This is a genomic window from Caballeronia sp. LjRoot31 (assembly GCF_964253885.1).
Classification (GTDB): domain Bacteria; phylum Pseudomonadota; class Gammaproteobacteria; order Burkholderiales; family Burkholderiaceae; genus Caballeronia.
Map to the genome: position 1 here is coordinate 3026052 of NZ_CAXURX020000001.1, position 23504 is coordinate 3049555.

A 23504-nucleotide genomic window follows, 5' to 3' on the forward strand; every position below is an offset into this window, starting at 1 on the left:
CGCTGCCACTGCACGAGAAATAAAACGATCATGTCCCGACGCATCATTCCCGTCACCGATGTCAGCGCGATCCCGGATTTTTCCGCGGGTTCGTCCGCTATGGCCGTGACGCCGCGCGGACTGCTCACCGACCGGCTGTCGCGTGAGTTGCGCGATCTGCGCATATCGGTGACCGATCGTTGCAATTTTCGCTGCGTGTACTGCATGCCGCGTGAAGTCTTCGATAAAAACCACGAATTTCTGCCACATAGCGCCCTGCTGTCGTTCGAGGAAATCGAGCGGCTGGCTCGATTGTTCGTCGCGCACGGCGTTGAAAAAATCCGGCTGACCGGCGGCGAACCGCTGCTGCGCAAGAACATCGAATTCCTGATCGAGCGGTTGGCGTTGCTGCGCACGCCGGAAGGCCGTCCGCTCGACATCACGCTCACCACCAACGGGTCGATCCTCGCCCGCAAGGCGCGCTCGCTGAAGGACGCGGGGTTGTCGCGGGTAACGGTGAGCCTGGACGCGCTGGACGATGCGTTGTTTCGCCGCATGAACGACGCCGATTTCGCCGTCGCGGACGTGCTCGAAGGCATTGAGGCCGCGCACGCCGTCGGCCTGGCGCCGCTGAAGGTCAACATGGTGGTCAAGCGCGGCACGAACGACGCCGAAATCGTGCCCATGGCGCGCCATTTCAAAGGCAGCGGCACGGTGCTGCGCTTTATCGAATATATGGACGTGGGGGCGTCGAACGGCTGGAACATGAGCGAAGTATTGCCCTCGGCGGACGTGGTCGCGCGCATTGCCGAGCATTTTCCGCTGCGGCCGCTCGAAGCCCACAACCACGCCGAGACCGCGCAACGCTGGGGTTATCAGGACGGCAGCGGTGAGATCGGTGTCATTTCGAGCGTGACGCGCGCGTTCTGCGGCTCCTGCACGCGCGCCCGCCTCTCTACCGAAGGCAAGCTCTACCTGTGCCTGTTCGCGACGTCCGGCCACGACTTGCGCGCGCTGATCCGCAGCGGGGCCAGCGAGGCTACGATCGCGACAGCCATCGCCCGGATTTGGGAAAGACGCGCTGACCGCTACTCGGAACTTCGCGGCAGCAACGCGTTGCCCGCGGCCGACCCGGACGCTCCGCGCGTCGAAATGTCCTACATCGGCGGCTGAGATGGCCGATGTCAACGTGGCGCGCCCGACTGGCGGTCCTGTGCACAAGCGCGAGATCACCGGCGTGGTGCTGGCGGGCGGACGCGGATCGCGCATGGGCGGTGTCGATAAAGGCCTGCAGCCGCTCGACCTTGAACCGCTCGCGCTCCATGCACTGCGGCGGCTGAGGCCGCAATGCGGCGCGATGCTGATCAGCGCGAATCGCAGCCTCGATATCTACGCGCAGCTTGGCATGCCGTTCGAGGCAAAGGTGATTGTCGATGCGTTTCCCGATTTTCCGGGCCCGCTTGCCGGGATATCGGCGGCGTTGCATGCAGCGCAAACCGAATTCGTGCTATTCGTGCCCTGCGACGCGCCTTTCGTCGATCCTTACCTGGCCGAACGGCTATTCGAAGGCTTGAGCGCAGGACAAGCGGATATCGCGATGGCGGCAGTCGTCGATGCCGCGGGCGAACGTCAGGTGCACCCGGTTTTCGCGCTGCTGCGGGCGTCGCTGGCAGATGATCTCGACGCGTTCATCCGTGCCGGCGAGCGCAAGGTCCGCGCGTGGTACGCGCGCCACAAGGCGGTAGAAGTGATCTTCGCCAACGAGCGTGCGTTTTACAATGTCAACGATTTGCAGCAGCTAGCCGATCTCAACCGCAACTAAGCACCGGTTCGTTTCGTTCCATGCTCAGGTTTGCGGCCAGGCCCCGGCTTGGTCAGCGCCGCTTTGCAGTGACTAAGGCAGCGGCCGCGCCAGCATCCTCGACATGCCAGCCCTTTTCACCGGTCCGTCCGCGGGCTTTGCATCGCGACTTCCGCTCCACTCATCGATGAACACACCCAGGCACTTTTCGAGCTGCGTCGCCGAGTACGATCCGAACGCGCTGCCCGTCAGCGCGGCGCAGGAGATCGTGCGCCAGTGGGCGTCGCCGCGCGGTCGCACCGAGGCGGAACGCGTGCGTCTCTTCGAGGCGCTTGATCGAGTGCTGGCAGAAGATGTCATTTCGCCGATCAACGTCCCCTCCCACGATAACTCGGCCATGGACGGTTATGCGTTCAACGGCGCGGCGTTGCTGAATGGATCCGACGATGAACTGCTTCGCCTGACAGTCGCGGGTACCGCGCTCGCCGGGCAACCGTTCGAAGGCCGTCCGCTCGCGGCGCAATGCGTGCGCATCATGACCGGTGCGCTCATTCCGCCGGGCTGCGACACCGTGGTGCCGCAAGAACTCGTGCAGCGCGCGGGCAATGCCGTCACGTTCGCCTCGGCGCGTATCGTGCGGGGCGCGAATCGGCGGCTCGCGGGGGAAGACCTCGCGCAGGGCCAGCCGGCGTTGCGCAAGGGCAGGATTGTGCGCGCGTCGGATTTAGGTTTGCTTGCGTCGCTGGGTATTGGCGACGTGGCGGTGCAACGACGCTTGCGTGTCGCGTTTTTTTCAACTGGCGACGAATTGCGTTCGGTCGGCGAAGCGCTGGCGCCGGGTTGCGTCTACGACAGCAACCGCTATACCCTCTTCGCAATGCTGCGCCGGATGAACGTGGAACCGGTGGATCTGGGGATCGTGCGTGACGATCGCGCATCGCTTGAACGGGCGTTGCGACAGGCTACGCAGGACGCCGACGTGGTGATCAGTTCGGGTGGCGTGTCTGTAGGCGATGCCGACTTCACGCGCGACCTGATGAACGCGCTCGGCGACGTGGCGTTCTGGAAGATCGCGATGCGTCCCGGCCGGCCGCTCGCGTTCGGCCGCCTGTGGTCGGGCAAGCGTCCGGGTGAAGGCGAATCTGCCTTGTTCTTTGGCTTGCCGGGCAATCCGGTTGCGGTGATGGCAACGTTTTATTTCATCGTGCGCGAGGCGCTGCTCGCCATGTCGGGCGCGACGCCGCATGCGCTGCCGTTGATATCGGCGACGAGTTCGCAACCGATCAACAAGCGCGCCGGGCGTACGGAGTTTCAACGCGGTATTGCACGCCGGGACACCGCCGGGCACTGGCATGTGGTGACAACCGGGCCGCAAGGCTCGGGCGTGCTGAGTTCAATGAGCGAAGCCAATTGCTTCATTGTCCTGAAGCACGACGCAGGAAATATCGATGCAGGAGACAGCGTGGATATCCTGCCATTCGACGGCCTGATCTAATTTCAAAGGCTCTTCGAGAACCTGAACCTTCAAGAACCTGGACCGCCGCGCCGTCATGACTTGAGCGGCTAAAACGGATGGTTCGAATGCATTGCACTATGACTGACGGGGCTTTTCCTTCATGAAAAAACAGATTTCGTTCATCGCGCCGGGACAAACGGCCAAAGCGCTGATTCTCGTGTACCTGACCTTCAGCGTACCGATCGTGTTGCTCGGCGTACTGGTTGCGTTCTTCCGATACGGCTCGGTCGAGCTGAGCACCGTGACAAGCGCGTTGCTGCTCAATGCAATCCTCGGCTTCATCTTGCTGTGGATTGCGTGCCACGCATACAACTGGGTGGCGTCACGGTTCGGCGGCATTGAGATCGTCTTGTCCGACGCACCGGAAGAGGCATGATGAGCGCTCAGATCCGACCCGCCGCACCCGCCGACGTCAGCGCGATCTTTGGCTTGATGATCGAGCTGGCTGAGTTTGAAAAACTCATGCATATGTTCATTGCGACCGAGGGCGGCGTGCACGACGCGCTATTCGGGACGCGGCCGTCCGCCGAGGCACTGGTAGCCGAAGAGAACGGGCACATAGTGAGCTATGCGCTGTTCTTCCACAATTACTCGACCTTCCTCGGCAAGCGCGGCTTGTTTCTCGAAGACCTGTACGTGAAGCCGGCCATTCGTAGCAGTGGTCTCGGCACAAAGATGCTGCGTGCTTTGGCGGCCCTTGCAGTGGAACGTCAATGCGGCCGCTTCGAATGGACCGTGCTCGACTGGAATCAGAACGCCATCGGCTTCTACGAGAAAATGGGCGCAACCGTGCTGCCCGACTGGCGCATCGTGCGCATCACCGGCGATGCACTGGCTACGCTGGCTTCGCCTGCTGCGGTCTAAGGCAGACTCGCACCGGGCTCATCGCGTTCTGCGGGTTCTTCACGTTTCTCACGTTCATCCCCGAGCAGGTTGGCCGCCTGCTCGCCCGGCAACGCTTCGACGTCACGCAGTTTCTTGCTCATCTGGCGCGTACGCGTTTCCGCCGATTCAATGGACCGCGTCACCGCTTCAAGCTGCGACCGCGTCTTCGACAGCACTTCTCCAAACTTCCTGAACTCCGTTTTCACCGCGCCGAGCACTTGCCAGACTTCACTGGAACGCTGCTCGATTGCCAGCGTCCTGAAACCCATCTGCAAGCTGTTCAGCAGCGCGGTCAATGTGGTCGGACCTGTCACGCTCACCCGATATTCCCGCTGCAGAAAATCGGTCAGCCCCGGACGGCGCAGGATTTCCGCATACAGGCCCTCAGTCGGCAGGAACAACAACGCGAAGTCCGTGGTATGCGGAGGCGCGACGTACTTCTGTGCGATGGCCTTCGCTTCCGCACGAATGCGGCCTTCCAGCGCACGTGATGCTTCCTCGACCGCTACTACGTCGGCGCGATCTTGCGCATCAATCAACCGCTCGTAGTCCTCGCGCGGGAACTTGGCGTCGATAGGCAGCCACACCGGCGTAGCCACCGCATTCGCGCCGCTCTGGCCGGGCGCGTCGTGACGGCCGGGCAGCTTGATCGCGAACTCCACGCGGTCGTTGCTCTTCGGGATGGTTGCAACATTCTTCGCGTACTGGTCCGGCGTCAACAACTGCTCGAGCAACGATTCGAGCTGCACTTCGCCCCAGGTCCCACGCGTCTTGACGTTGGTCAGCACCTTCTTCAAGTCGCCGACACCCGCCGCGAGCGTCTGCATTTCCCCCAATCCGCGATGCACCTGCTCCAGCCGGTCCGACACCAGCTTGAACGATTCGCCAAGCCGTTGCTCCAGCGTGGCGTGCAGCTTTTCGTCGACAGTACGGCGCATTTCTTCGAGCTTCGCCGCATTGTTCGCTTCGATATCCTTCAGCCGCGCTTCGAGCGTTGCGCGCACTTCGCTCAGACGACGGTCATTCGACTCCGACATCTGCGCGAGCTGCAGCGTGAGTGCATCGCCGAAACGCTTCAGGGCCTGGCTTTGTTCGTCGCGTGCGTGTTGGCTTTGCAGAGCGTTGCTTTCCGTCAGCGTGACAAGTTGCCGGGAGAACGCTTCAAGCTGCGTGTTCTGGACGTTCGCCATGCTCGCAAGTTGCGTCGCGAGCGTCTGCTGGAATTGAGCGAACGCCGTGCCCGCCTCGGTACGCGACGCGCGGGATGTCTCGGTGACTTCGCCCCTCACGTTGCGTTCGAGCCGTTCCTGGGCGCGCGCATGCGCTTCGCCCATATCGATAATCCGATCGGCCAGCGCCTCGAACTGCTCCTCGACATCTGTTTCGCGCTTCGGCCGCAACAACAGGATCAACGTGATCACCAGAGCGATCGCGAGGACCGCGACACCCACGCTCAACAGCAACAACAGGGTCATTTCTTCAGGACGTCCGGATTGATCGGGTTCGGCGGATTGCCTGCGCGCGGACCTTCACCCAGCGCGGCGATCAGGTTGTCCGCAGCGAGATTGGCCATGGCCCGGCGCGTGGATTCGGTCGCGCTTGCAATATGCGGCGTCAGCACGACGTTCGACACCGTCAGGAAATCACGATTGAAATTCGGCTCGCCTTCGAACACGTCGAGCCCCGCCGCCGCGATGGTCTTGTTACGCAACGCCTGGATCAGCGCGGCGTCGTCCACAATCCCGCCGCGCGCGATGTTCGTCAGCGTAGCCGTAGGTTTCATGCTTGCCAGTTCAGCCGCGCCAATAGTGTGGTGATTCTCGGCGGTGTACGGCAACACCAGCACGACGTGGTCGGCACGCTTCAGCAAGTCAGCCTTCGATACGTACTCCGCGTTCAGTTCCGCCTCGATCTCCGGCGCGACGCGCGAACGGTTGTGATAGATCACGCGCATGTTGAATCCGCGCGCGCGCCGGGCGAGCGCCTGGCCTATTCGCCCCATGCCGAGCACGCCGAGCGTGGAGCCGAATACGTCCGTACCGAGGAACGCGTCGTAGGACCATGTGCCCCACTTGCCCGCGCGCAAGAAGTGCTCCGATTCCGCGATGCGCCGTGCGGCGGCCATCATCAATGCCCAGCCGAAGTCCGCTGTGCTTTCGTTCAATACGTCAGGCGTGTTGGTGCCGAGCACGCCGTGCGCATTCAACGCCTGCATGTCGAAGTTGTTGTAACCCACGGCCATGTTCGACACGACCTTCAGATTCGGCGCGCCTTCAAGGACCTTCGCCGTGACGGGATCGCCTGCAAGCAAAGCGCCATCGCGGTCGGCCATGCGGCGCGCGAATTCGTCGGGGCTAAGCGGTGCGCCCGGATTGGCATCGACTTCAAAATACTGCCGGAGACGTTCGATCACGTCCGGGAAAATGGGGCGGGCAACCAGCACTTTCTTCATCGACTTTCTCCTAAAAGAACAACCATCCAGTAAGCAGGAACAAGGGCAGCAAAATGACTGCCGACCAGCCGAGATACGCGAAGAATCCCGGCATGACAATGCCGCGCGATTCGGCAATCGCCTTGACCATGAAGTTGGGCGCGTTGCCGATGTAACTGTTCGCGCCCATGAACACAGCACCGGCCGAGATGGCGGCGAGCGTGGTGGCGCCGGTCGTCATCAACGTCGGGGCATCGCCGCCGGCGAGGTTGAAGAACACGAGATAAGTCGGCGCGTTGTCGAGAAACGACGACAGCAGGCCCGTCGCCCAGAAGTACGCAATGTCGACTGGCTTGCCGCTTGCATCGGTCACCATGTGCACGATACCGGCGAACGCACCGTCCGCACCCGCGCGCAGAATCATGATCACGGGAGCGATGGTGATGAAGATGGCGGCGAACAGCTTCGCAACTTCTTCAATAGGCGCCCAGTTGAACGCGTTGCCCGCGCGCGCGCTTTTCGGCGTAAGCATGAGCGACAAGAGCGTGACCACGACAAGCAGCGCATCGCGCACGACGCTCTGCAACGCGACGTGCGTACCGAATACATCGAACTCGATGCCGGGTTTCCACAAGCCGCTCATCAGCACGAGCACGACCACCGCCGCGAGCAACACAAAATTGATCTTGCCGTCCACGCTCAATGGTGTTTTCACCTCACTCCGATGCACCACGTCTTCCTTCGCGAAGTAATAGCGGTCGAGCGCGTAGAAAAGTGCCAGCAGAACCACGCAGATGAAGAACGTCGGCGCGGCGAGGTGCACCGTGGTCCAGAAAAAACTCACGCCATTCAGGAAGCCGAGGAATAGCGGCGGATCCCCGAGCGGCGAGAGCGAACCGCCAGCATTGGCCACGAGAAAAATGAAGAACACCACGCGATGCACGACGTGCCTGCAACGTTCATTGGCGCGCAGCAAAGGACGAATAAGCAGCATGGCCGCGCCCGTCGTTCCCATGATGCTGGCGAGCACCGTGCCAAGCGCGAGCAACCCGGTATTCAGGCGCGGGGACCCGTGCAGGTCACCATGCAGGCAGATGCCGCCCGCGACGGTAAAGAGCGCCGTAAGCAGGATGATGAACGGCACATACTCTTCCAGCATGGCATGCACGAAGGTCGCGAATGCAACCTGCGTACCAAAGCCCAGCGCAAAAGGCACCAGGAACACGAGCGCCCAGCCCGCCGATATCTTGCCGAAATGACGATGCCAGACATGCGGCGCGATCAGCGGCACGATCGCGATGGACAACAGGATGCCGGCGAACGGAAGTGCCCACAGCGCAGACAGCGTGGCGCCATCAAGCGATGCCGCGTGGGCAGTCAACGGCAACAAGAGGAGCACCAGGCCTTGCCATAAGCGTCGCATGGTCACGGACGTGCTCATGCGGAAGCACCGGTGTTTGCGACTGCGGTCCGGGCACGCAGCTGTAAGCCCTGGTCTCTTGAGTTCCAATGTGCGGCCGATGTATTCATGATGCTGCCCTCGTTGGCCTGTGTGTCGATCAAGGACTTGATTATAACGAGCGCTCCCGCTCGAATAACCTCGACCGAATGGCTAACGCTGAGCAGCACCGGCCCTCAGGAACGCCTGCGCGGGTTACAGTTCTTCCACGGGTTTGGCGATGTCGAACACCTGGCGCAGGTAGGCAAGGTAAGCCTGGTCGTCGCACATGTTCTTGCCGGGGGAATCGGAGAGTTTGGCGACGGGCTGGCCATTGCAGCGAACCATCTTGATCACGATCTGCAGCGGCTGATAACCCAGGTCGTTGGTCAGGTTCGTGCCCACGCCGAAAGCGAGCTGACAGCGGCCGCGGAAACGTTCGTAGAGGCGCAGGACCTTCGGGATATCGAGTGCGTCGGAGAACACGAGCACCTTGGTGCGCGGGTCACAGCGGTTCTCTTCGTAATGACGGATCAGGCGCTCGCCCCAGTCGAACGGGTCGCCGGAGTCGTGGCGGGCGCCATCGAAGAGCTTGCAGAAGTACATGTCGAAGTCGTTCAGGAACGCCTTCATGCCGTAGACGTCGGAGAGCGCAATGCCCAGGTCGCCGCGGTACTCCTTCGCCCACATTTCGAAGCCGAAGATCTGCGAATCGCGCAGCCGCGGACCGAGCGCCTGGCAAGCCTGAAGGTATTCGTGCGCCATGGTGCCGAGCGGACGCAAACCGTGCTTCTTGGCGTAGTAGACGTTGCTCGTGCCCGTGAACTGTTCGCCCAGGCCTTCCTTCAGCTTGAGGATGACCTCCTCATGCCACTGCTTTGAAAACCGCCGGCGGGTGCCGTAGTCGGCGATCTTGCAGTCGGAAACTTCGGGCCGGCCGCCGAGCAACTGGATCTTGTCGCGCAGGCGTTCGCGGCCGGTATCGAAGGTCGGGTCGCGTTGCGTGTTGCGAAAATAGACCTCGTTGACAATCGCGAGGATCGGGATCTCGAACAGGATGGTATGCAGCCATGGTCCGACAATATCAATGTCGATCTCGCCGTTCTGCTTGGCGGACGGCTTGATCGTGACGGCCTTCTCGTTGAGATGAAAGAGCGCGAGGAAGTCGATGAAATCGCTCTTGATAAAGCGCATCCGGCGAAGGTATTCGAGTTCGTCTTCCTTGAAGCGCAGATGGCAGAGCTGGCGGACTTCGTCGCGTATCTCATCTATATACGGCACGAGATCGACATCCGGCGTGCGGCAGCGGAACTTGTATTCCGCGTGGGCCGCAGGGAAGTGATGCAGCACGACCTGCATCATCGTGAACTTGTAGAGATCGGTATCGAGCAGCGAATGGATAATCATGGTTCCAGACGAACGGCTAGGAAAACGGGTAAAGGCGCGGGTAGAACCGCCCACAAGAGCGCGGATAAAACCGCAAACGGACCCGGCACGCCCCGACGCACTGGATGCTTTGCCCCCGGCGGCCTCCAGCGCATGTTACCCGAAGTGTCCGCCTGGAGCGCCGCCCCCACGCGGCCGATACACGCCGGACAGCGGGCGCGTGGAAGCTGATTGGCGGCCCATAAACAAATCACTAAAGGATATAAGGCCTTCTGGCCGGGGGTCGCGCTCAAATATACCGGTACGCTACAATATCGGTTTTGGCGCGCAGATCGTGCACAGTCGGGCTATATACCGCCCCGAATAGAGATACTCGGTTAGAGACCCTCGGTTCGCTGGTTGGACCCCGACGTTCATGTCGCCCTTGCCGCCGCCCCACGAATTCCGTATGCAGGAGCCTGAATGACTCACGTTGTGACCGAAAGCTGCATTAAGTGCCGCTATACCGATTGCGTGGACGTGTGCCCGGTGGATTGCTTCCGCGAAGGACCCAACTTCCTCTCGATCGATCCTGACGAGTGCATCGACTGCGCTGTTTGCGTCGCCGAATGCCCGGTCAATGCAATCTATGCCGAAGAAGATGTCCCCGGTGATCAACAGCATTTCATTGAACTGAACGCAGAACTGTCGCGCGGCTGGCCGAGCATCACCAAGACCAAAGCGCCGCTGCCCGAAGCCGACGAATTCAAGGACGTGAAAGACAAGCTCGAACTGCTGGCGCGTTGAGAACGGAGGGACCGTGCGTTGTCGCATCATGAGTAACGCTTCGCCGGTTTGTGACTTTTTGAATTGAGATGAACGCAGGGTGTTGACAGGCTAGATTCCCCTCCATATAATTTCATTTCTCTGCTGCAGATGTTCCTCGATAGCTCAGTTGGTAGAGCGCCGGACTGTTAATCCGTAGGTCCCTGGTTCGAGCCCAGGTCGAGGAGCCAAAAAGATTTCAGCTCAAAAAGCCCAATCGAAAGATTGGGCTTTTTGCATTTCCGGGCATCAAATCAAGTCGCCCAAATCTACGCTGATGTCGGCACCCTGCCCACGCTTCTGCGAGATTTGCATGGCTTGCGCCGAAGGATCACGTAACTCGATTTATCGTGCCATCGCCTTCATTCGCGCGAGGCAAATCGGGCAACCCGGGCTCGCCACCTCTCCTGCCAGCTTTCCATGGACTGCTAACGATATTGAGCAACCGAACCGCCAGCGGAATGCGCGCTTATCAGCGCGCGCAGTCAGCGCATCCAGCATCGACAACGTGCTCACCGAGCCGGCATTGAATGGTATATACTTTTGCTATATATCATTTCACGAGGTGCTTATGGACACCGCAAAGGTTTTTTGGTCGGGCCGGTCGCAGGCCGTGCGCCTGCCGAAGGAATTCCGGTTGGATGCCGACGAAGTGCGCGTTCGCCGTCATGGCCGCGCCATCATTCTCGAGCCGATCGCGAGCGACTGGGCGTGGCTGGATTCAGTCGTCGGTCCGCTAGACGATGACTTCGCTGAAGCCGCACGCGAGAAGCTGCCGGAACAAGACCGCCCGGATCTGGACTTTTTCAAGTGAATTATCTGCTCGACACGAATGCCGTTATCGCCTTGATGAAGGGCCATAGCGGTTTTTTGACGCGGCTTCGTCAGCACAAGCCGCAGGATTTCGCCATGCCATCTATCGTCGCTCATGAGATCTATTTCGGCGCCTACAAAAGCCGGCATGCCGCGGACAATCTCAGGCGCGTTGAAGCGCTGCAATTCGAAATTCTCGACTTCGATCCGGAAGACGCTCGCCGCGCCGGTGAGGTGCGGGCGCAGCTCGCTTCGGCAGGAACACCAATCGGGCCCTACGACGTCCTGATTGCCGGGCAGGCGCTAGCGAGATCGCTCACGCTCGTGACTCACAATATGCGCGAGTTTCAGCGCGTGTCCGGCCTGAGCGTCGAGGACTGGGAAAGCTGACCGCTGCACGCGTGAGCCCTGCCGGACCATCGTGCAGAACAAGCCGACCCCTGCCCCACTCCACGCCGATATCCAACCGACATAGCGCGCAATCCGCGGCCTTACCCAAAAGAGACTGGAAGCAGACACCTCGCGTGATGCCCTTCTCCACGCCTCACCCTTCTCCACAGCGCCTAAACCAACGTCGATCACCACCGCCATCGAATCTTTAAGATAGTCGTCAGACAACGGTATAATCTGGCAATCCAACCGCATCTCTGAACTACGACATCGCCACCCGGCTGACCCAAGGAGCGCTTCTGATGGTCGAATCCCTCACCTCTGTCGTGACACCCCGACGCGCCCGTAACCTGGCGGAGAGCGTGTTCGACTACGTGATCGAACAGATCGAATCCGCCGCGCTGAAGCCAGGCGACAAACTGCCCACCGAAGCGAAACTCATGGTGACGCTCGGCGTGAGTCGCACGGTTGTGCGCGAAGGCATTTCTCGTCTGCAGGCCAACGAGGTCATCGAAACACGTCATGGTATTGGCAGTTTCGTGCTGGAACCGCGCCGCGAAAAACTGGGTATCGACATGGTGCCGGCCACGACGCTGCGCGACGTGTTGTCCGTGCTCGAATTGCGCATCAGCCTGGAAACCGAATGCGCCGGCCTGGCAGCGCAACGCGCACAGCCGGAAGATCTTGCGCGCATGCGAGCGGCGCTCGACGCGATAGAAGCCACCAGCCGCAACGGCAGCGACAGTGTCGCGGCCGACCTCCAGTTCCACATCGCGCTCGCGCAGGCGACTGGAAACCGCTATTTCGTCGATATCCTGACCCAGATGGGTACCGCCCTGATTCCGCGCAACCGCATCGATTCAGCGGGGATCGCGAAAGCCGATCCGAAAGCGTATGTCTCGCTCGTCAATCTTGAGCACGAGAGCATTCTCGAAGCAATCACGCGACGCGACGCCGAAAGCGCGCGCGCCGCCATGCGCATGCATTTGTCGAACAGCCGGGAACGCTTGCGCCGCGCGAATCAATCAAGCGAAGCGGCCGGCTGAAAGCGCCTGACGTAGCAAAACGCTTATTTGCCGGCGGTCGAGGCGGTCGAGACGGCATAACCAGCCCGACCCATCAAGCTAAGCGCCGACGCATCAATCTCGCAGGCGAGCGCCTGCAGCGCAGCAGCAGGCGTCCGCCGATCCAATCGCGAATCTTTCAATATCAATCATCTTGTCTGACGTCCGACTTTAATACATAATTTCGCCAGCCCACATAATGGGGCTACCGCCCTGCTCATCAAGAATTTCCGCATGATTCCGGGTTAACACCCATTTTGACAGTCCTCATACAACTCTTAGAATGTCATCAGACAACGTATCACACATTAGAAACTGCCAATCTGCTCGCTATTGCCTAGCCGCATAAGCGCTCGCGCCGACAGCCCGGACTGACCGGGCCGCCATCCGGAGATGAATTTTTGACACCCGATCCCGCCTTATCGACATCCGACGCGCTGACATCGGCGGCCTCAAAAGTTAAACGCCACGTGCTGCCGCTTTTCCTGATCATGTTCATCGCGAACTACATCGACCGGGTGAACATCGGCTTCGTCAATACGCATATGCAGACGGACCTGGGAATCGGCGCAGCGGCCTACGGGTTGGGGAGCGGCTTGTTTTTCATCGGCTACGCGTTGTTCGAAGTGCCGTCGAATGTGCTGATGGCGCGCTTCGGCGCTCGCGCGTGGCTCACACGGATCATGTTCACGTGGGGCCTGGTCGCGGGCGCGATGGCCTTCACCTGGAACGACACGTCGTTCTATGTCATGCGGTTCCTGCTCGGAGTAGCCGAAGCGGGTTTTTTCCCAGGCGTGGTGTATTACTTCACGCAATGGCTGCCGCAAAAGGAGCGCGGCAAGGCGGTCGCGATTTTTCTAGGCGGCTCGGCATTGGCGTCGGTGTTATCAGGGCCCGTGTCGGGCGCCCTGCTTTCGATACGCGGCTTCGGCCTGCATGGCTGGCAGTGGATGTTCCTGGTCGAGGGCCTGTTTTCGATTCTGCTGTGCGGCGTGAGCTGGTTCATGCTCAAGTCCCATCCCCACGATGCCAAATGGCTGACGGCGCAAGAACAACAGGCGCTGAGCACCGCAATTGCCCACGAACAGGCGGAGCGGGAAGCGGCCGGCAACGCGCATCTGCCGATCACAAAACTGTTGAAAGACCCGCAGATCGTGCTGTTCTGCGTGCTGTATTTCGCAATCCAGTTGACTATTTATGCAGCGACGTTCTGGCTTCCGACCATCATCCGCAAGATGGGCGGCCTGAGCGATTTCCAGGTCGGTCTCTATAACGCCGTGCCGTGGCTGATCGCCATGTTCGCGATGTACTGCTTCGCGGTGTTGTCGGCGAAATGGCGCTTCCAGCAAGCATGGCTCGCGCTCGCGCTGGTCATTGCCGCGTGCGGACTGTTTGCATCGACGTCAGCGAACCCGGTGTTTTCGTTCGTCGCCATCTGCTTCTCCGCGATCGGTTTCAAAGCGGCGGCGTCGCTATTCTGGCCGTTGCCGCAGGGGTACCTCGATGTACGCGTCGCGGCCGGCGTGATCGCGCTGATCAACTCCGTCGGCAATCTGGGCGGCTTTTTCGCGCCGGCGGCGTTCGGCTATCTGCAGCAACACACGGGCTCGATCTCGGGCGGTCTTTACGGGCTGGGAATTGCATCGATCATTGCGGCTGTCATCGCGTTTTTCGCGAAGGACCGGTTGACCGGCCGTCCCGAACACGCCACCGAACCAAACCCGACCCCGGCCGCTTAAGAGCCCGAATCAACTCACACTGACCACGTCCATGTCCATGTCCACGAACCCAAGCGTTTCAACCACTGCGAACGCCACGCCCACCATCATCGAACTGCGCGTGATCCCGGTTGCCGGCCGCGACAGCATGTTGCTGAACCTGAGCGGCGCACACGGCCCGTTCTTCACGCGCAACATCGTGATCCTGCGTGACAGCGCGGGGCACACGGGTGTGGGCGAAGTGCCGGGCGGCGAGAGCATTCGCAAGACTATCGATGACGCGCGTCCGCTCGTCGTCGGCCAGTCGATCGGCAATCTGCACGCCGTGCTCAACACCACGCGCAAGCAATTCGCCGATCGCGATGCAGGCGGACGCGGCACGCAGACCTTCGACCTGCGCACGACCATCCATGCCGTGACGGGACTCGAAGCCGCGTTGCTCGACTTGCTCGGCCAGCATCTGGGCGTGCCCGTCGCCGCGCTGCTCGGCGAGGGTCAGCAACGCGATGAAGTGGAAATGCTCGGCTACCTGTTTTATATCGGCGATAAAAACAAGACCGATCTGCCCTACTCCTCCGGGACCGATGCGACCGATGACTGGACCCGCCTGCGCAACGAAGAAGCAATGACGCCTGAAGCCGTCGTACGACTGGCGGAAGCCGCGCACGCGCGCTATGGCTTCAACGACTTCAAGTTGAAGGGCGGCGTGCTCTCGGGCGATGCGGAAATCGAAGCGGTCACGGCACTCGCCGAACGCTTCCCCAACGCCCGCGTGACGCTGGACCCGAATGGCGCATGGTCGCTGTCCGAAGCCGTGCGCCTGTGCCGCGACCAGCATCACGTGTTGGCCTACGCCGAGGACCCGTGCGGTGCCGAAAACGGTTATTCCGGCCGCGAGGTCATGGCTGAGTTCCGTCGTGCCACGGGCCTGCCGACGGCGACTAACATGATCGCGACCGACTGGCGTCAGATGGGCCACGCGATCCAGTTGCAATCGGTGGACATTCCCCTCGCCGATCCGCATTTCTGGACGATGCAAGGCTCGGTGCGCGTGGCGCAAATGTGCAACGAGTGGGGTCTGACGTGGGGCTCGCACTCGAACAATCACTTCGACATTTCGCTCGCCATGTTCACGCACGTCGCGGCGGCGGCGCCCGGCAAGATTACTGCCATCGATACCCACTGGATCTGGCAGGACGGCCAGCGTCTGACGCGCGAGCCGCTGCAGATCGTTGGCGGCAAGGTGAAGGTGCCGGCGCGGCCGGGACTGGGCGTGGATATCGATATGGACGAACTCGAGAAAGCGCACGCGCTGTATCGGGAACACGGTCTCGGCGCCCGCGATGACGCCATCGCGATGCAGTACCTGATTCCGAACTGGACCTTCGACAACAAGCGCCCGTGCCTCGTGCGCTGATTTCCTTAATGGCTTGCTGTAACTGCTGATTCAAAAACCAACTCACGACCGACCATGACGACACCTCAAGAGCTCAAGCAAATCGTTTCCGAAGGGCTGCTGTCCTTTCCGCTGACCGACTTCGACGAACAAGGCGATTTCCGCGCCGACACCTACGCTGAACGTCTGGAGTGGCTTGCGCCCTATGGCGCGACGGCGTTGTTCGCGGCCGGCGGCACGGGCGAATTTTTCTCGCTGACGCAGAGCGAATATTCAAACGTGATTCGCACGGCGACGGAAACCTGCAAGGGACGTGTGCCGATCCTCGCCGGTGCGGGTGGCGCGACGCGGGTGGCTATAGCATATGCACAGGAAGCCGAACGACTTGGTGCGAACGGTATTTTGCTGATGCCGCATTACCTGACCGAAGCCAGCCAGGAAGGCATTGCCGCGCACGTCGAACAGGTGTGCAAAGCGGTAAAAAATATTGGCGTGATCGTGTATAACCGCGCCAATTCGAAACTCAACGCCGACATGCTCGAACGGCTCGCCGATACCTGCCCGAACCTGATCGGCTTCAAGGACGGCGTGGGTGAGATCGAAAACATGGTGACGATCCGTCGCCGTTTGGGCGACCGGTTCTCGTATCTCGGCGGTTTGCCGACGGCCGAGGTTTATGCCGAAGCGTACAAGGCGCTGGGCGTGCCGGTGTATTCATCGGCGGTATTCAACTTCATTCCGAAAACTGCGATGGAGTTTTATAAAGCGGTGGTATCGCAGGATCATGCGACGACTGGCCGTCTGCTCGATGAGTTCTTCATGCCGTATTTGGCGATTCGTAACCGCAAAGCGGGTTATGCGGTGAGTATCGTGAAGGCGGGGGCGAAGCTGATTGGTCGCAGCGCCGGCCCCGTGCGCGCGCCGCTGACCGATCTGACCGAAGATGAAATGGCGCAACTCGATGTGCTGATCAAGAAGCTCGGCGCTCAGTAAGGTCCGCAGTAAATAAGCTTCCCCGCCTCAAGCAGCGGGGTATTGCTGCACAGAGACTCGTACGCTTCGCACCTCGGCTCTGGCTCCAATGCCCTGACGGACACGGCAAAGATCGCTTACGCTGCAAGCAGCGGGGAATTCGACCCGAAGAGATTAAAAGCCGTTCCAACGCGAGTTGGAACGGCTTTTCTGCACTTGGCGTCACGTATGAACGCACTCTCGATCTAAGCCGCGAGCAACACCACCGTCAGCGACCGCACGCCTTGTGCGCCGCGAATCAGCACGCCTTCGATATCCGCCGTCGCCGATGGCCCCGTCACCAGCACGGCATAACGCGCGGCCTTGAAGTCATCGCGTCGATACACATCCTGCAAGCCGTCCACAATCTGTGCGGGATCAAGCAGCACGATCAGATGCTGCACGAGATAACCGATCGAATTGACGATGTATTCGTCCTCGCTGAACCACACCGAGCCGGTTTCGGCCACGCCGAAGCGCGCGCGTACCACGCCGGCATCGACGTCCTGCAGTAACGCGGGCGACATATCGGCGGTGAGCGCGCGGTTTCCTTCTATACCCGGCACGGCCGACGCGACTATCGCGTCCGGGGCGAAACGCTCGGCGAGCAGCGCACGCACCGTGTCCAGCGATTCGCCTTCGATGATTGTCCCTCCCATCGCGGTCAGGGCGGTGCGGAAACGTTCGAGACGCTCACCGGGCGGGGTATCGAAGAGCGGTACGTCGGGGCGCGGCCTTGCAGCCGGTTGCGCCGCGCGGATCTTGGCGAGAAAAACGTCACGCGTGGTCATCGTCATTTTGCTGCCTTGCGATTTTTCTTGTACCACTCGTGGAAGGTTTCAGCGGGCGTTTCGGGCAGATCGCGTTGCCGGCCCCAGATGTTCAGCGGGTTATAGAGCACGAAGTTCGGCAGCCGCTTAAGCGCGCCGCCCAGCGACGCAACGGTGCCTCGATACAGCGTCGGACTGGCCAGCAAGCGCCCCGCCATTTTCAACACTTCCTGCTTCACGAACGGCACTTCATGATTCGCCGCGATGACTTCGCGCCACTTGTAGATCTGCTCGTGAATGTTGACCTTCGTGGGGCAGACGTTCGTGCAACTGCCATTAAGCGTCGATGCAAACGGCAGGCTGCTGAAGCGTTTCATATCGTAAGTAGGATTGATGATCGCGCCGATCGGCCCGGAGTACGTAAAGCCGTACGACAAGCCACCGCTTCGCCGATACACCGGGCACGTATTCATGCAGGCGCCGCAGCGGATGCATTTGAGCGAGTACCAGAAATCCTCCATCGCGAGGCGTTCGGAACGGCCGTGATCGACGAGGATGTAATGCATCTCCGAGCCCGGTCGGGGCGCACGAAAATGCGAGGTGTATTGCGTGATCGGCGAACCGAGCGCGCTACGCGACAGCATGCGGATAAACACGCCGAGATCGGAAATCCTCGGAATCAGCTTTTCGATACCAATCGATGCAATATGCAGCGGCGGCACATTCGCCGACAAATCCGCATTACCCTCGTTCGTGCACACGACGACCGTGCCCGTCTCCGCGACCGCGAAGTTGCAGCCGGTCATGCCCGCGGTCTTTTCGCGCACGAAATACGGGCGCGTGTTCATGCGCTGGCTTTCGGCGAGATAGTGAATGTCGCTGTTCTTGGGATCGGTGCCGATCGTGCGGCCGAAAAGCTCAGCGACATCCGCGCGAAGTTTATGCACGGCGGGCACGACCATGTGGCTTGGGTCCTGATTATCCAGTTGCTGGATGCGCTCGCCGAGGTCCGTTTCCATCACCGTGATGCCGCGCGGCTCGATGTACTCGCGCATCTTGCATTCATCGGTGAGCATGGATTTGCTTTTGACCAGCGTGGTGAGGCCGCGCTCGGACATCAACTGGTAGACGATCTCGTTGTGCTCTTCGGCCGTCGATGCGTAATGCACGATCACGCCGTGCGACTCGGCCTGGGTGATGAACTGGTCGAGATAATCGGCGAGATTCGAAAGCGTGTGTTCCTTGATCCCCGACGCCAGGTCGCGCAGCGTCTCCCATTCGGGCATGCCGTGGGCTTGGGCGTCACGTTTGCTGCGCAGGTCCCAGAGGCGTTTATCGTGGAAAGCGACGTGGTCTTCCTTCGCGATGAACGCGCCCGCCGCCTTCGCGTGGTCGAGCCGTTTGCTTTTTCCCTTCACGACGTCGCTCATGAGCGTGCTCCGTTCAGGACTTGCGCGATATGGATAAACCGGGCATCGAGTTTCAGGCGTTCGGCGCAGCCTTGCTGATGCATGAGGCAGGACATATCGCCGGAGACAATATATTGCGCGCCCGCGCCGAGGTGGTCGCGGACCTTGTCCTGCCCCATCCTCACCGATACCGCTTCTTCGGTCACTGAAAACGTGCCGCCGAAGCCGCAGCATTCGTCGGGGCGAGTGAGCGTGACGAACTCGATGCCTTTGACGCCTTCGAGTAGCGTGCGGGGTTTGGAAAACGGCGCCCCGCCAATTTCCGATGCCGAGACTTCCTTCAGATGCCGGATCGCGCTGCAGCTATTGTGCAAGCCCACGCGGTGCGGGAATTCGGCCCATGGGAATTCGCGCACTTTCAGGACATCGTGGAGAAATTCGACGAGTTCGTAGGCGCTCGTCCGGACCTTGCGGACGGATGCGGTCTGCTCGATGGCCGTTAGATGCTCGCGCACGTGATGGATACAACTCGCCGATGGGCCGACCACGTAGTCGTAGTCAGCGAAATTGCGGGCGAATACGCGCTCGGCGCCGGCCGCTTCTTTTTGCGCGCCGCTGTTCGCCATTGGCTGGCCGCAACAGGTTTGTTCCTCTGGGTAATCGACTTCTACGCCCAGGCGTTCGAGCAATTCGAGTGTCGCGATGCCGACTTCGGGATAGAACGCATCGATGAAACAGGGAACGAACAGGGCGACTTTCATTGGGCGGGGTGGCCTGAAAACAGGCGGTTTTTGAAGTTTGGTAAACTTGCGCCAAGTTGGTAAGCTTGGTCTGACCACGACTTTAAAGTTTGCAGTGTTTCAAGTCAAATGGGGTCGATGGCCGAATGGGGTCGCTGGCGCTTTTTTTGGGGAGGGGGTGAAGGGGGGCAGCGGGTGGGGGCGGGTTGGTCGGTTCTGGGGTTCGTGGTCGGGGTCAATGCCGGGGTGGTCGGTTCTGGGGTTCGTGGTCGGAGTCAATGCCGGGGTGGTCGGTTCTGGGGTTCGTGGTCGGAGTCAATGCCGGGTTGCTGCTTTCAGCGTTAGCGGGCTGCGAGGGTCGGATTTTCTCTTTATCACTATTAGCCACTGTGCGTGGCGGCACGTCATTTCTTTGTCCAAAGCGACAAAGAAACGAAGCAAAGAAAACGCTTTTAAACCACGCTACCCTAAGTGTCCATAGCGTGCAGTTTTGATTCATAGGTGCCCCAAAAGCACGGTGCTCGCCAGAGCGAAGGATGTGTGAAACCCTCCTTCTCGCGAATCCTGACACGAACACGCTTCGCCCCCAACGCTCTCGGGCAAGCACCATTTCCAAGGAACCACCACGGATGCGTGAACCCCTCCTTCTCGCGAATCCTGACACGAACACGCTTCGCCCCCAACGCTCTCGGGTAAGCACCATTGCCAAGGAACCACCACGGATGTGTGAACCCCTCCTTCTCGCGAATCCTGACATGAACACGCTTCGCCCCCAACGCTCTCGGGCAAGCACCATTTCCAAGGAACCACCATGGATGTGTGAACCCCTCCTTCTCGCGAATCCTGACATGAACACGCTTCGCCCCAACGCTCTCGGGCAAGCACCATTTCCAAGGAACCGGTACGGATGTGTGAATCCCTCCTTCTCGCGAATCCTGACATGAACACGCTTCGCCCCGTACGCTCTCGGGCAAGCTCGAGGTGCCCAGGAACCGGTACGGCCTCACGCGTTCTGCATGCTTCGTTTCTTGATGGATTGGCTGCTTGGTCGGCGTGGTTATTTTGTGGGGTCACAGCTTGATCCGTAGCAGCTCGACGCGACGCGTATTTACTGCCTCAGTCTTTGGTGAGTTGGCTACGCGGCCTACACCGCTATTTTCGTCGGCTACGGCCTTACATATTTTGGGGCTTTATTACTTGGTAGGTTGGCGGCGTGGTTCGAGACGCGTACAAATTCGAAGGGCGGTTATCCGCGGCCGCACCCACGCAAATAACTGTGGGGGCCACGCGGGTAACTCAGCAAAACTGGAGCAGTAACACGGGTGGTGCCGTGACCTACCGACGTAACCGTCGGACCACGTAGCTGACACGCGAAGAGCGCGGCAGCCAGAACGCGTGAGGCCGCGCGGGTTCCTTGGCAATGGAGCTTGCCCGAGAGCGTACGGGGCGAAGCGTGTTCGTGTCAGGATTCGCGAGAAGGAGGGGTTCAACCATCCGGCGCTCTGGCGAGCACCGTGCTTTTGGGGCACCTATGAATAGAAACTGCACGCTGTGGACACTTAGGGTAGCGTGGTTTAAAAGCGCTTTCTTTGCTTCGTTTCTTTGTCGCTTTGGACAAAGAAATGACGTGCCGCCACGCACAGTGGCTAATAGTGATAAAGAGAAAATCCGAGTCAGGCAGACCGCTAACGCCGAAAGCACCAACCCGGCATAGACCCCGACCGCTGACCTAGGAACCTGGCACCCCAACCCCAAGACCAAGACCAAGACCAAGACCATCCCCCTGACCAACCCCAAACCCCGAGTGCGAACGAACATCCCCTTTCATGCCTTTTAAACCCGTCCATTCCTACACCCGCACACGCATCGCCGATGTCGTCTCCGACCAGATCCGGGCGCTGATCACGAGCGGCGCATTAACGCCCGGGCAACGCCTCCCTGCCGAACGCGATCTCGCGGAACAACTCAACGTCTCGCGCCCATCGCTGCGTGAAGCGCTGATCCGGCTGGAATCGGACGGATTTATCCAGGCCGCCGCGCGCAGCGGCTTCGTCGTATCGGATGTCACCGCGCCGCTCGTCTCCGCGCCGCTCGCCGCGTTGCTGAGCCAACATCCAACCGCCAGCGCCGATGTCCTCGAACTCCGTCACGGCCTCGAATCGCTCGCAACGGGCTACGCGGCGGAACGGGCAACCCCAAGTGATCTGGCGCGCATCACGGACGCGTTCAACGCACTGAAAACCGCCGCCATCGAACCAAAACGCACCCGCATAGCGGAACACGACGCCGCGTTCCATCTCGCTATAGCCGATGCCACCCACAACCTCGCCCTGGCCCACGTGATGCACGGCCTGCAAGAACTCGTGCGCGAATCAATGCTGACATCGCACCGGCTGGTCGATTACGACAACGACGTGGAAGCGAACTTGCTGGCGCAACATCAAGCTATCTTCGATGCCATCCTCGCCCGCGATCCACCACGCGCCCGCGAAGCCGCAGGAGCGCATCTGGATTACGTCAGCACGCTTTATCGCGACCGCTTACTCTGCTTATCCAAGCCTGAAGCCCCCCGCCATCCCGCAAAAAATCAGAATCCGGAGACCACACCATGACTATTTCCAGCGCCCACTGGGGCAATCTCGCGGACGGCACGCCCGTCGATCTCCACACGCTCAGCCATGACAATGGCTTGGCGGTATCGGTGACCAATCTGGGCGCGGCCCTCGTCTCCTGGCTCGCGCCGGATCGCGACGGCCATCTGGCCGATATCCTGCTCGGCCACGACACTCCTTCTGAGTACACAACCGGTCCTGCCTACATGGGCGCGATCGTCGGACGCTGGGCGAACCGCATCGCGGACGCTCGCTTTTCACTCGACGGCGTGGAGTACCAGCTCGACGCCAATCAGCCGCCGAACTCACTGCACGGCGGCTTCCAGGGCTTCAGCCACAAACTCTGGCAAGCCCGGCACACCGAGGACGCATTGGTCCTCACGCTGGAATCGCCCGCTGGCGACAGCGGTTTCCCCGGCACGCTCACCGTCCAGGTGACCTACACGTTCACCGACGCGGGCGAATTGACGATCACCTACGATGCCTTCACGGACGCACCCACGCCGCTCAATCTCACGAACCACGCGTACTTCAACTTGTCGGGCGTGGACTTGACGACTATCGACGACCACGAGATCGAACTCGCCGCCGATCAGTTTTTCGCCATCGATAAACATACGATTCCGACCCATCTGGAAGACGTCGCCAATACCCCGTTCGACTTCCGCACGGCCGCGCTTCTCGGACCGCGTCTCGATACGCGCGACAACGAGCAAGTCACGCTGGCGGGTGGCGGTATCGATCATTGTTATGTGTTGCGCACCGCAGCGCCGGTCACCGAACTGCCGGAATTGCGGCGTGTCGCGGCCGTCTATCATCCGGGCAGCGGACGCGAGCTGATTGTCTCCACCACCGAACGCGGCTTGGTGTTCTACACCAGCAACAGTCTTGAAGGCGTGCCGGGCAAGCGCGGCGTGACCTATCAGAAACACGGCGCGCTCTGCCTGGAAGCGGGCGGATTTCCAAACCAGATCAATATGGACGACGCGGAAGACGTCGTGTTGCGCCCCAACGAGCGATACAGGCAAATCACGCGCTACGCCCTGCGCGTGAGGTAAAAACGAGGCGAAAAAAACGTGCCGCCCGCCATGCCGTCGATAGGAACCCGCCTACAGTCGAATAGGACGCTCGCGGGTATCGGCGGACCGGCCTCTCATCGATACTGGATTCATCGAATCAGAGATCGACTGGAGGAAGACAATGCCTTATCTACTGGGTTGGCTGCTTGGCGTGCCGGTGATCGTGTTGGTGATCCTGTATCTGATCTTTCACTGACCGCCGCATTGCGCACACTATTGAACGCGAACGCGCGGAATGCGGTTTCACGTGGACTGAACGAAG

Annotated in this window: 21 protein-coding genes and 1 tRNA gene; 15 read left to right on the top strand and 7 right to left on the bottom strand. The window is 60.6% G+C overall.

Going from position 1 to position 23504, the window contains the following annotated elements:
* Positions 1 to 30: 30 nt before the first annotated feature.
* The 5 genes from moaA to ACSQ8V_RS13485 all read left to right on the top strand — a co-directional run bounded on the left by moaA (position 31) and on the right by ACSQ8V_RS13485 (position 4160).
* Positions 31 to 1152, top strand: a complete 1122-nt coding sequence (moaA, locus tag ACSQ8V_RS13465) for a GTP 3',8-cyclase MoaA (protein ID WP_436206004.1) — start codon at positions 31 to 33, stop codon at positions 1150 to 1152.
* 1 nt (position 1153) lies between these two features.
* Positions 1154 to 1801, top strand: a complete 648-nt coding sequence (gene mobA / locus ACSQ8V_RS13470) for a molybdenum cofactor guanylyltransferase MobA (protein ID WP_436206005.1) — start codon at positions 1154 to 1156, stop codon at positions 1799 to 1801.
* Between the two features lie 166 nt (positions 1802 to 1967).
* Positions 1968 to 3275: a molybdopterin molybdotransferase MoeA gene (moeA, locus tag ACSQ8V_RS13475; protein WP_436206006.1), complete on the top strand. Its 1308-nt coding sequence runs from the start codon at positions 1968 to 1970 to the stop codon at positions 3273 to 3275.
* A gap of 121 nt (positions 3276 to 3396) precedes the next feature.
* Positions 3397 to 3672: a hypothetical protein gene (locus tag ACSQ8V_RS13480; RefSeq protein WP_031363462.1), complete on the top strand. Its 276-nt coding sequence runs from the start codon at positions 3397 to 3399 to the stop codon at positions 3670 to 3672.
* Positions 3672 to 4160, top strand: a complete 489-nt coding sequence (locus ACSQ8V_RS13485) for an N-acetyltransferase family protein (protein WP_436206649.1) — start codon at positions 3672 to 3674, stop codon at positions 4158 to 4160. Before ACSQ8V_RS13480 ends, ACSQ8V_RS13485 begins: the two co-directional genes overlap by 1 nt.
* Here the strand turns inward: ACSQ8V_RS13485 and ACSQ8V_RS13490 are convergent.
* From ACSQ8V_RS13490 to pncB, 4 genes are all read right to left on the bottom strand, one after another.
* A complete protein-coding gene (locus ACSQ8V_RS13490; protein ID WP_436206007.1) occupies positions 4157 to 5656 on the bottom strand; it encodes a DNA recombination protein RmuC in 1500 nt (499 codons plus the stop codon). The two genes, ACSQ8V_RS13485 and ACSQ8V_RS13490, sit on opposite strands and share 4 nt — an antisense overlap.
* Positions 5653 to 6633 (bottom strand): 2-hydroxyacid dehydrogenase, encoded by a 981-nt coding sequence (locus ACSQ8V_RS13495; RefSeq protein ID WP_436182280.1) that lies wholly within the window; start codon positions 6631 to 6633, stop codon positions 5653 to 5655. Before ACSQ8V_RS13495 ends, ACSQ8V_RS13490 begins: the two co-directional genes overlap by 4 nt.
* A 10-nt stretch (positions 6634 to 6643) precedes the next feature.
* Entirely contained in the window at positions 6644 to 8035 is a 1392-nt protein-coding gene (locus ACSQ8V_RS13500; protein ID WP_436206650.1) for a sodium:proton antiporter, read from the bottom strand.
* Between the two features lie 231 nt (positions 8036 to 8266).
* Positions 8267 to 9457, bottom strand: a complete 1191-nt coding sequence (pncB, locus tag ACSQ8V_RS13505) for a nicotinate phosphoribosyltransferase (RefSeq protein ID WP_436182281.1) — start codon at positions 9455 to 9457, stop codon at positions 8267 to 8269.
* A gap of 441 nt (positions 9458 to 9898) precedes the next feature.
* Between pncB and fdxA the strand changes: the two genes are divergently transcribed.
* The 8 genes from fdxA to kdgD all read left to right on the top strand — a co-directional run bounded on the left by fdxA (position 9899) and on the right by kdgD (position 16614).
* Positions 9899 to 10222 (top strand): ferredoxin FdxA, encoded by a 324-nt coding sequence (gene fdxA / locus ACSQ8V_RS13510; RefSeq protein ID WP_089159225.1) that lies wholly within the window; start codon positions 9899 to 9901, stop codon positions 10220 to 10222.
* Between the two features lie 133 nt (positions 10223 to 10355).
* Positions 10356 to 10431: transfer RNA gene (locus tag ACSQ8V_RS13515), tRNA-Asn, on the top strand.
* 122 nt (positions 10432 to 10553) lie between these two features.
* Positions 10554 to 11054, top strand: a complete 501-nt coding sequence (locus ACSQ8V_RS13520; RefSeq protein ID WP_436206008.1) for an antitoxin — start codon at positions 10554 to 10556, stop codon at positions 11052 to 11054.
* On the top strand, positions 11051 to 11443 hold the full coding sequence (locus ACSQ8V_RS13525; RefSeq protein WP_436206009.1) for a type II toxin-antitoxin system VapC family toxin: 393 nt from the start codon (positions 11051 to 11053) through the stop codon (positions 11441 to 11443). Before ACSQ8V_RS13520 ends, ACSQ8V_RS13525 begins: the two co-directional genes overlap by 4 nt.
* A 302-nt stretch (positions 11444 to 11745) precedes the next feature.
* Complete coding sequence (locus ACSQ8V_RS13530; RefSeq protein WP_436206010.1) at positions 11746 to 12489, top strand: FadR/GntR family transcriptional regulator; 744 nt, start codon at positions 11746 to 11748, stop codon at positions 12487 to 12489.
* Positions 12490 to 12998: 509 nt separating this feature from the next.
* Positions 12999 to 14246: an MFS transporter gene (locus ACSQ8V_RS13535; protein ID WP_436206651.1), complete on the top strand. Its 1248-nt coding sequence runs from the start codon at positions 12999 to 13001 to the stop codon at positions 14244 to 14246.
* A gap of 37 nt (positions 14247 to 14283) precedes the next feature.
* On the top strand, positions 14284 to 15642 hold the full coding sequence (gene gudD / locus ACSQ8V_RS13540; RefSeq protein WP_436206652.1) for a glucarate dehydratase: 1359 nt from the start codon (positions 14284 to 14286) through the stop codon (positions 15640 to 15642).
* A gap of 54 nt (positions 15643 to 15696) precedes the next feature.
* A complete protein-coding gene (kdgD, locus tag ACSQ8V_RS13545; RefSeq protein WP_436206011.1) occupies positions 15697 to 16614 on the top strand; it encodes a 5-dehydro-4-deoxyglucarate dehydratase in 918 nt (305 codons plus the stop codon).
* Between the two features lie 224 nt (positions 16615 to 16838).
* Here the strand turns inward: kdgD and ACSQ8V_RS13550 are convergent, their stop codons facing one another.
* From ACSQ8V_RS13550 to ACSQ8V_RS13560, 3 genes are read right to left on the bottom strand one after another with little or no spacing between them, the layout of a single operon-like run.
* Positions 16839 to 17423, bottom strand: coding sequence for a LutC/YkgG family protein (locus ACSQ8V_RS13550; RefSeq protein ID WP_436206653.1), 585 nt, complete (start codon positions 17421 to 17423; stop codon positions 16839 to 16841).
* Between the two features lie 2 nt (positions 17424 to 17425).
* Positions 17426 to 18832 carry a lactate utilization protein B gene (locus ACSQ8V_RS13555; protein WP_436206012.1) on the bottom strand — a complete coding sequence of 469 codons (1407 nt, stop codon included), beginning with the start codon at positions 18830 to 18832 and terminating at the stop codon, positions 17426 to 17428.
* A complete protein-coding gene (locus ACSQ8V_RS13560) occupies positions 18829 to 19572 on the bottom strand; it encodes a (Fe-S)-binding protein (RefSeq protein ID WP_213766823.1) in 744 nt (247 codons plus the stop codon). The genes ACSQ8V_RS13555 and ACSQ8V_RS13560 overlap by 4 nt, the downstream gene beginning before the upstream one ends.
* A 1805-nt stretch (positions 19573 to 21377) precedes the next feature.
* Here ACSQ8V_RS13560 and ACSQ8V_RS13565 point away from each other — a divergent pair.
* Both ACSQ8V_RS13565 and ACSQ8V_RS13570 read left to right on the top strand, forming a co-directional pair.
* Complete coding sequence (locus tag ACSQ8V_RS13565; protein ID WP_436206013.1) at positions 21378 to 22163, top strand: FadR/GntR family transcriptional regulator; 786 nt, start codon at positions 21378 to 21380, stop codon at positions 22161 to 22163.
* The gene (locus tag ACSQ8V_RS13570) at positions 22160 to 23221 is read left to right on the top strand and encodes an aldose epimerase family protein (protein WP_436206014.1); all 1062 of its coding nucleotides are present in this window, start codon (positions 22160 to 22162) and stop codon (positions 23219 to 23221) included. Before ACSQ8V_RS13565 ends, ACSQ8V_RS13570 begins: the two co-directional genes overlap by 4 nt.
* Positions 23222 to 23504 lie beyond the last annotated feature (283 nt).

What these genes read in the sequence shown, in the direction of transcription:
- moaA (WP_436206004.1), top strand. Translation starts at nt 31, where the DNA reads ATGTCCCGACGCATCATTCCCGTCACCGATGTCAGCGCGATCCCGGAT.
- mobA (WP_436206005.1), top strand. Translation starts at nt 1,154, where the DNA reads ATGGCCGATGTCAACGTGGCGCGCCCGACTGGCGGTCCTGTGCACAAG.
- moeA (WP_436206006.1), top strand. Translation starts at nt 1,968, where the DNA reads ATGAACACACCCAGGCACTTTTCGAGCTGCGTCGCCGAGTACGATCCG.
- ACSQ8V_RS13480 (WP_031363462.1), top strand. Translation starts at nt 3,397, where the DNA reads ATGAAAAAACAGATTTCGTTCATCGCGCCGGGACAAACGGCCAAAGCG.
- ACSQ8V_RS13485 (WP_436206649.1), top strand. Translation starts at nt 3,672, where the DNA reads ATGAGCGCTCAGATCCGACCCGCCGCACCCGCCGACGTCAGCGCGATC.
- ACSQ8V_RS13490 (WP_436206007.1), bottom strand. Translation starts at nt 5,656, where the DNA reads ATGACCCTGTTGTTGCTGTTGAGCGTGGGTGTCGCGGTCCTCGCGATC.
- ACSQ8V_RS13495 (WP_436182280.1), bottom strand. Translation starts at nt 6,633, where the DNA reads ATGAAGAAAGTGCTGGTTGCCCGCCCCATTTTCCCGGACGTGATCGAA.
- ACSQ8V_RS13500 (WP_436206650.1), bottom strand. Translation starts at nt 8,035, where the DNA reads ATGCGACGCTTATGGCAAGGCCTGGTGCTCCTCTTGTTGCCGTTGACT.
- pncB (WP_436182281.1), bottom strand. Translation starts at nt 9,457, where the DNA reads ATGATTATCCATTCGCTGCTCGATACCGATCTCTACAAGTTCACGATG.
- fdxA (WP_089159225.1), top strand. Translation starts at nt 9,899, where the DNA reads ATGACTCACGTTGTGACCGAAAGCTGCATTAAGTGCCGCTATACCGAT.
- ACSQ8V_RS13520 (WP_436206008.1), top strand. Translation starts at nt 10,554, where the DNA reads ATGGCTTGCGCCGAAGGATCACGTAACTCGATTTATCGTGCCATCGCC.
- ACSQ8V_RS13530 (WP_436206010.1), top strand. Translation starts at nt 11,746, where the DNA reads ATGGTCGAATCCCTCACCTCTGTCGTGACACCCCGACGCGCCCGTAAC.
- ACSQ8V_RS13535 (WP_436206651.1), top strand. Translation starts at nt 12,999, where the DNA reads ATGTTCATCGCGAACTACATCGACCGGGTGAACATCGGCTTCGTCAAT.
- gudD (WP_436206652.1), top strand. Translation starts at nt 14,284, where the DNA reads ATGTCCACGAACCCAAGCGTTTCAACCACTGCGAACGCCACGCCCACC.
- kdgD (WP_436206011.1), top strand. Translation starts at nt 15,697, where the DNA reads ATGACGACACCTCAAGAGCTCAAGCAAATCGTTTCCGAAGGGCTGCTG.
- ACSQ8V_RS13550 (WP_436206653.1), bottom strand. Translation starts at nt 17,423, where the DNA reads ATGACCACGCGTGACGTTTTTCTCGCCAAGATCCGCGCGGCGCAACCG.
- ACSQ8V_RS13555 (WP_436206012.1), bottom strand. Translation starts at nt 18,832, where the DNA reads ATGAGCGACGTCGTGAAGGGAAAAAGCAAACGGCTCGACCACGCGAAG.
- ACSQ8V_RS13560 (WP_213766823.1), bottom strand. Translation starts at nt 19,572, where the DNA reads ATGAAAGTCGCCCTGTTCGTTCCCTGTTTCATCGATGCGTTCTATCCC.
- ACSQ8V_RS13565 (WP_436206013.1), top strand. Translation starts at nt 21,378, where the DNA reads ATGCCTTTTAAACCCGTCCATTCCTACACCCGCACACGCATCGCCGAT.
- ACSQ8V_RS13570 (WP_436206014.1), top strand. Translation starts at nt 22,160, where the DNA reads ATGACTATTTCCAGCGCCCACTGGGGCAATCTCGCGGACGGCACGCCC.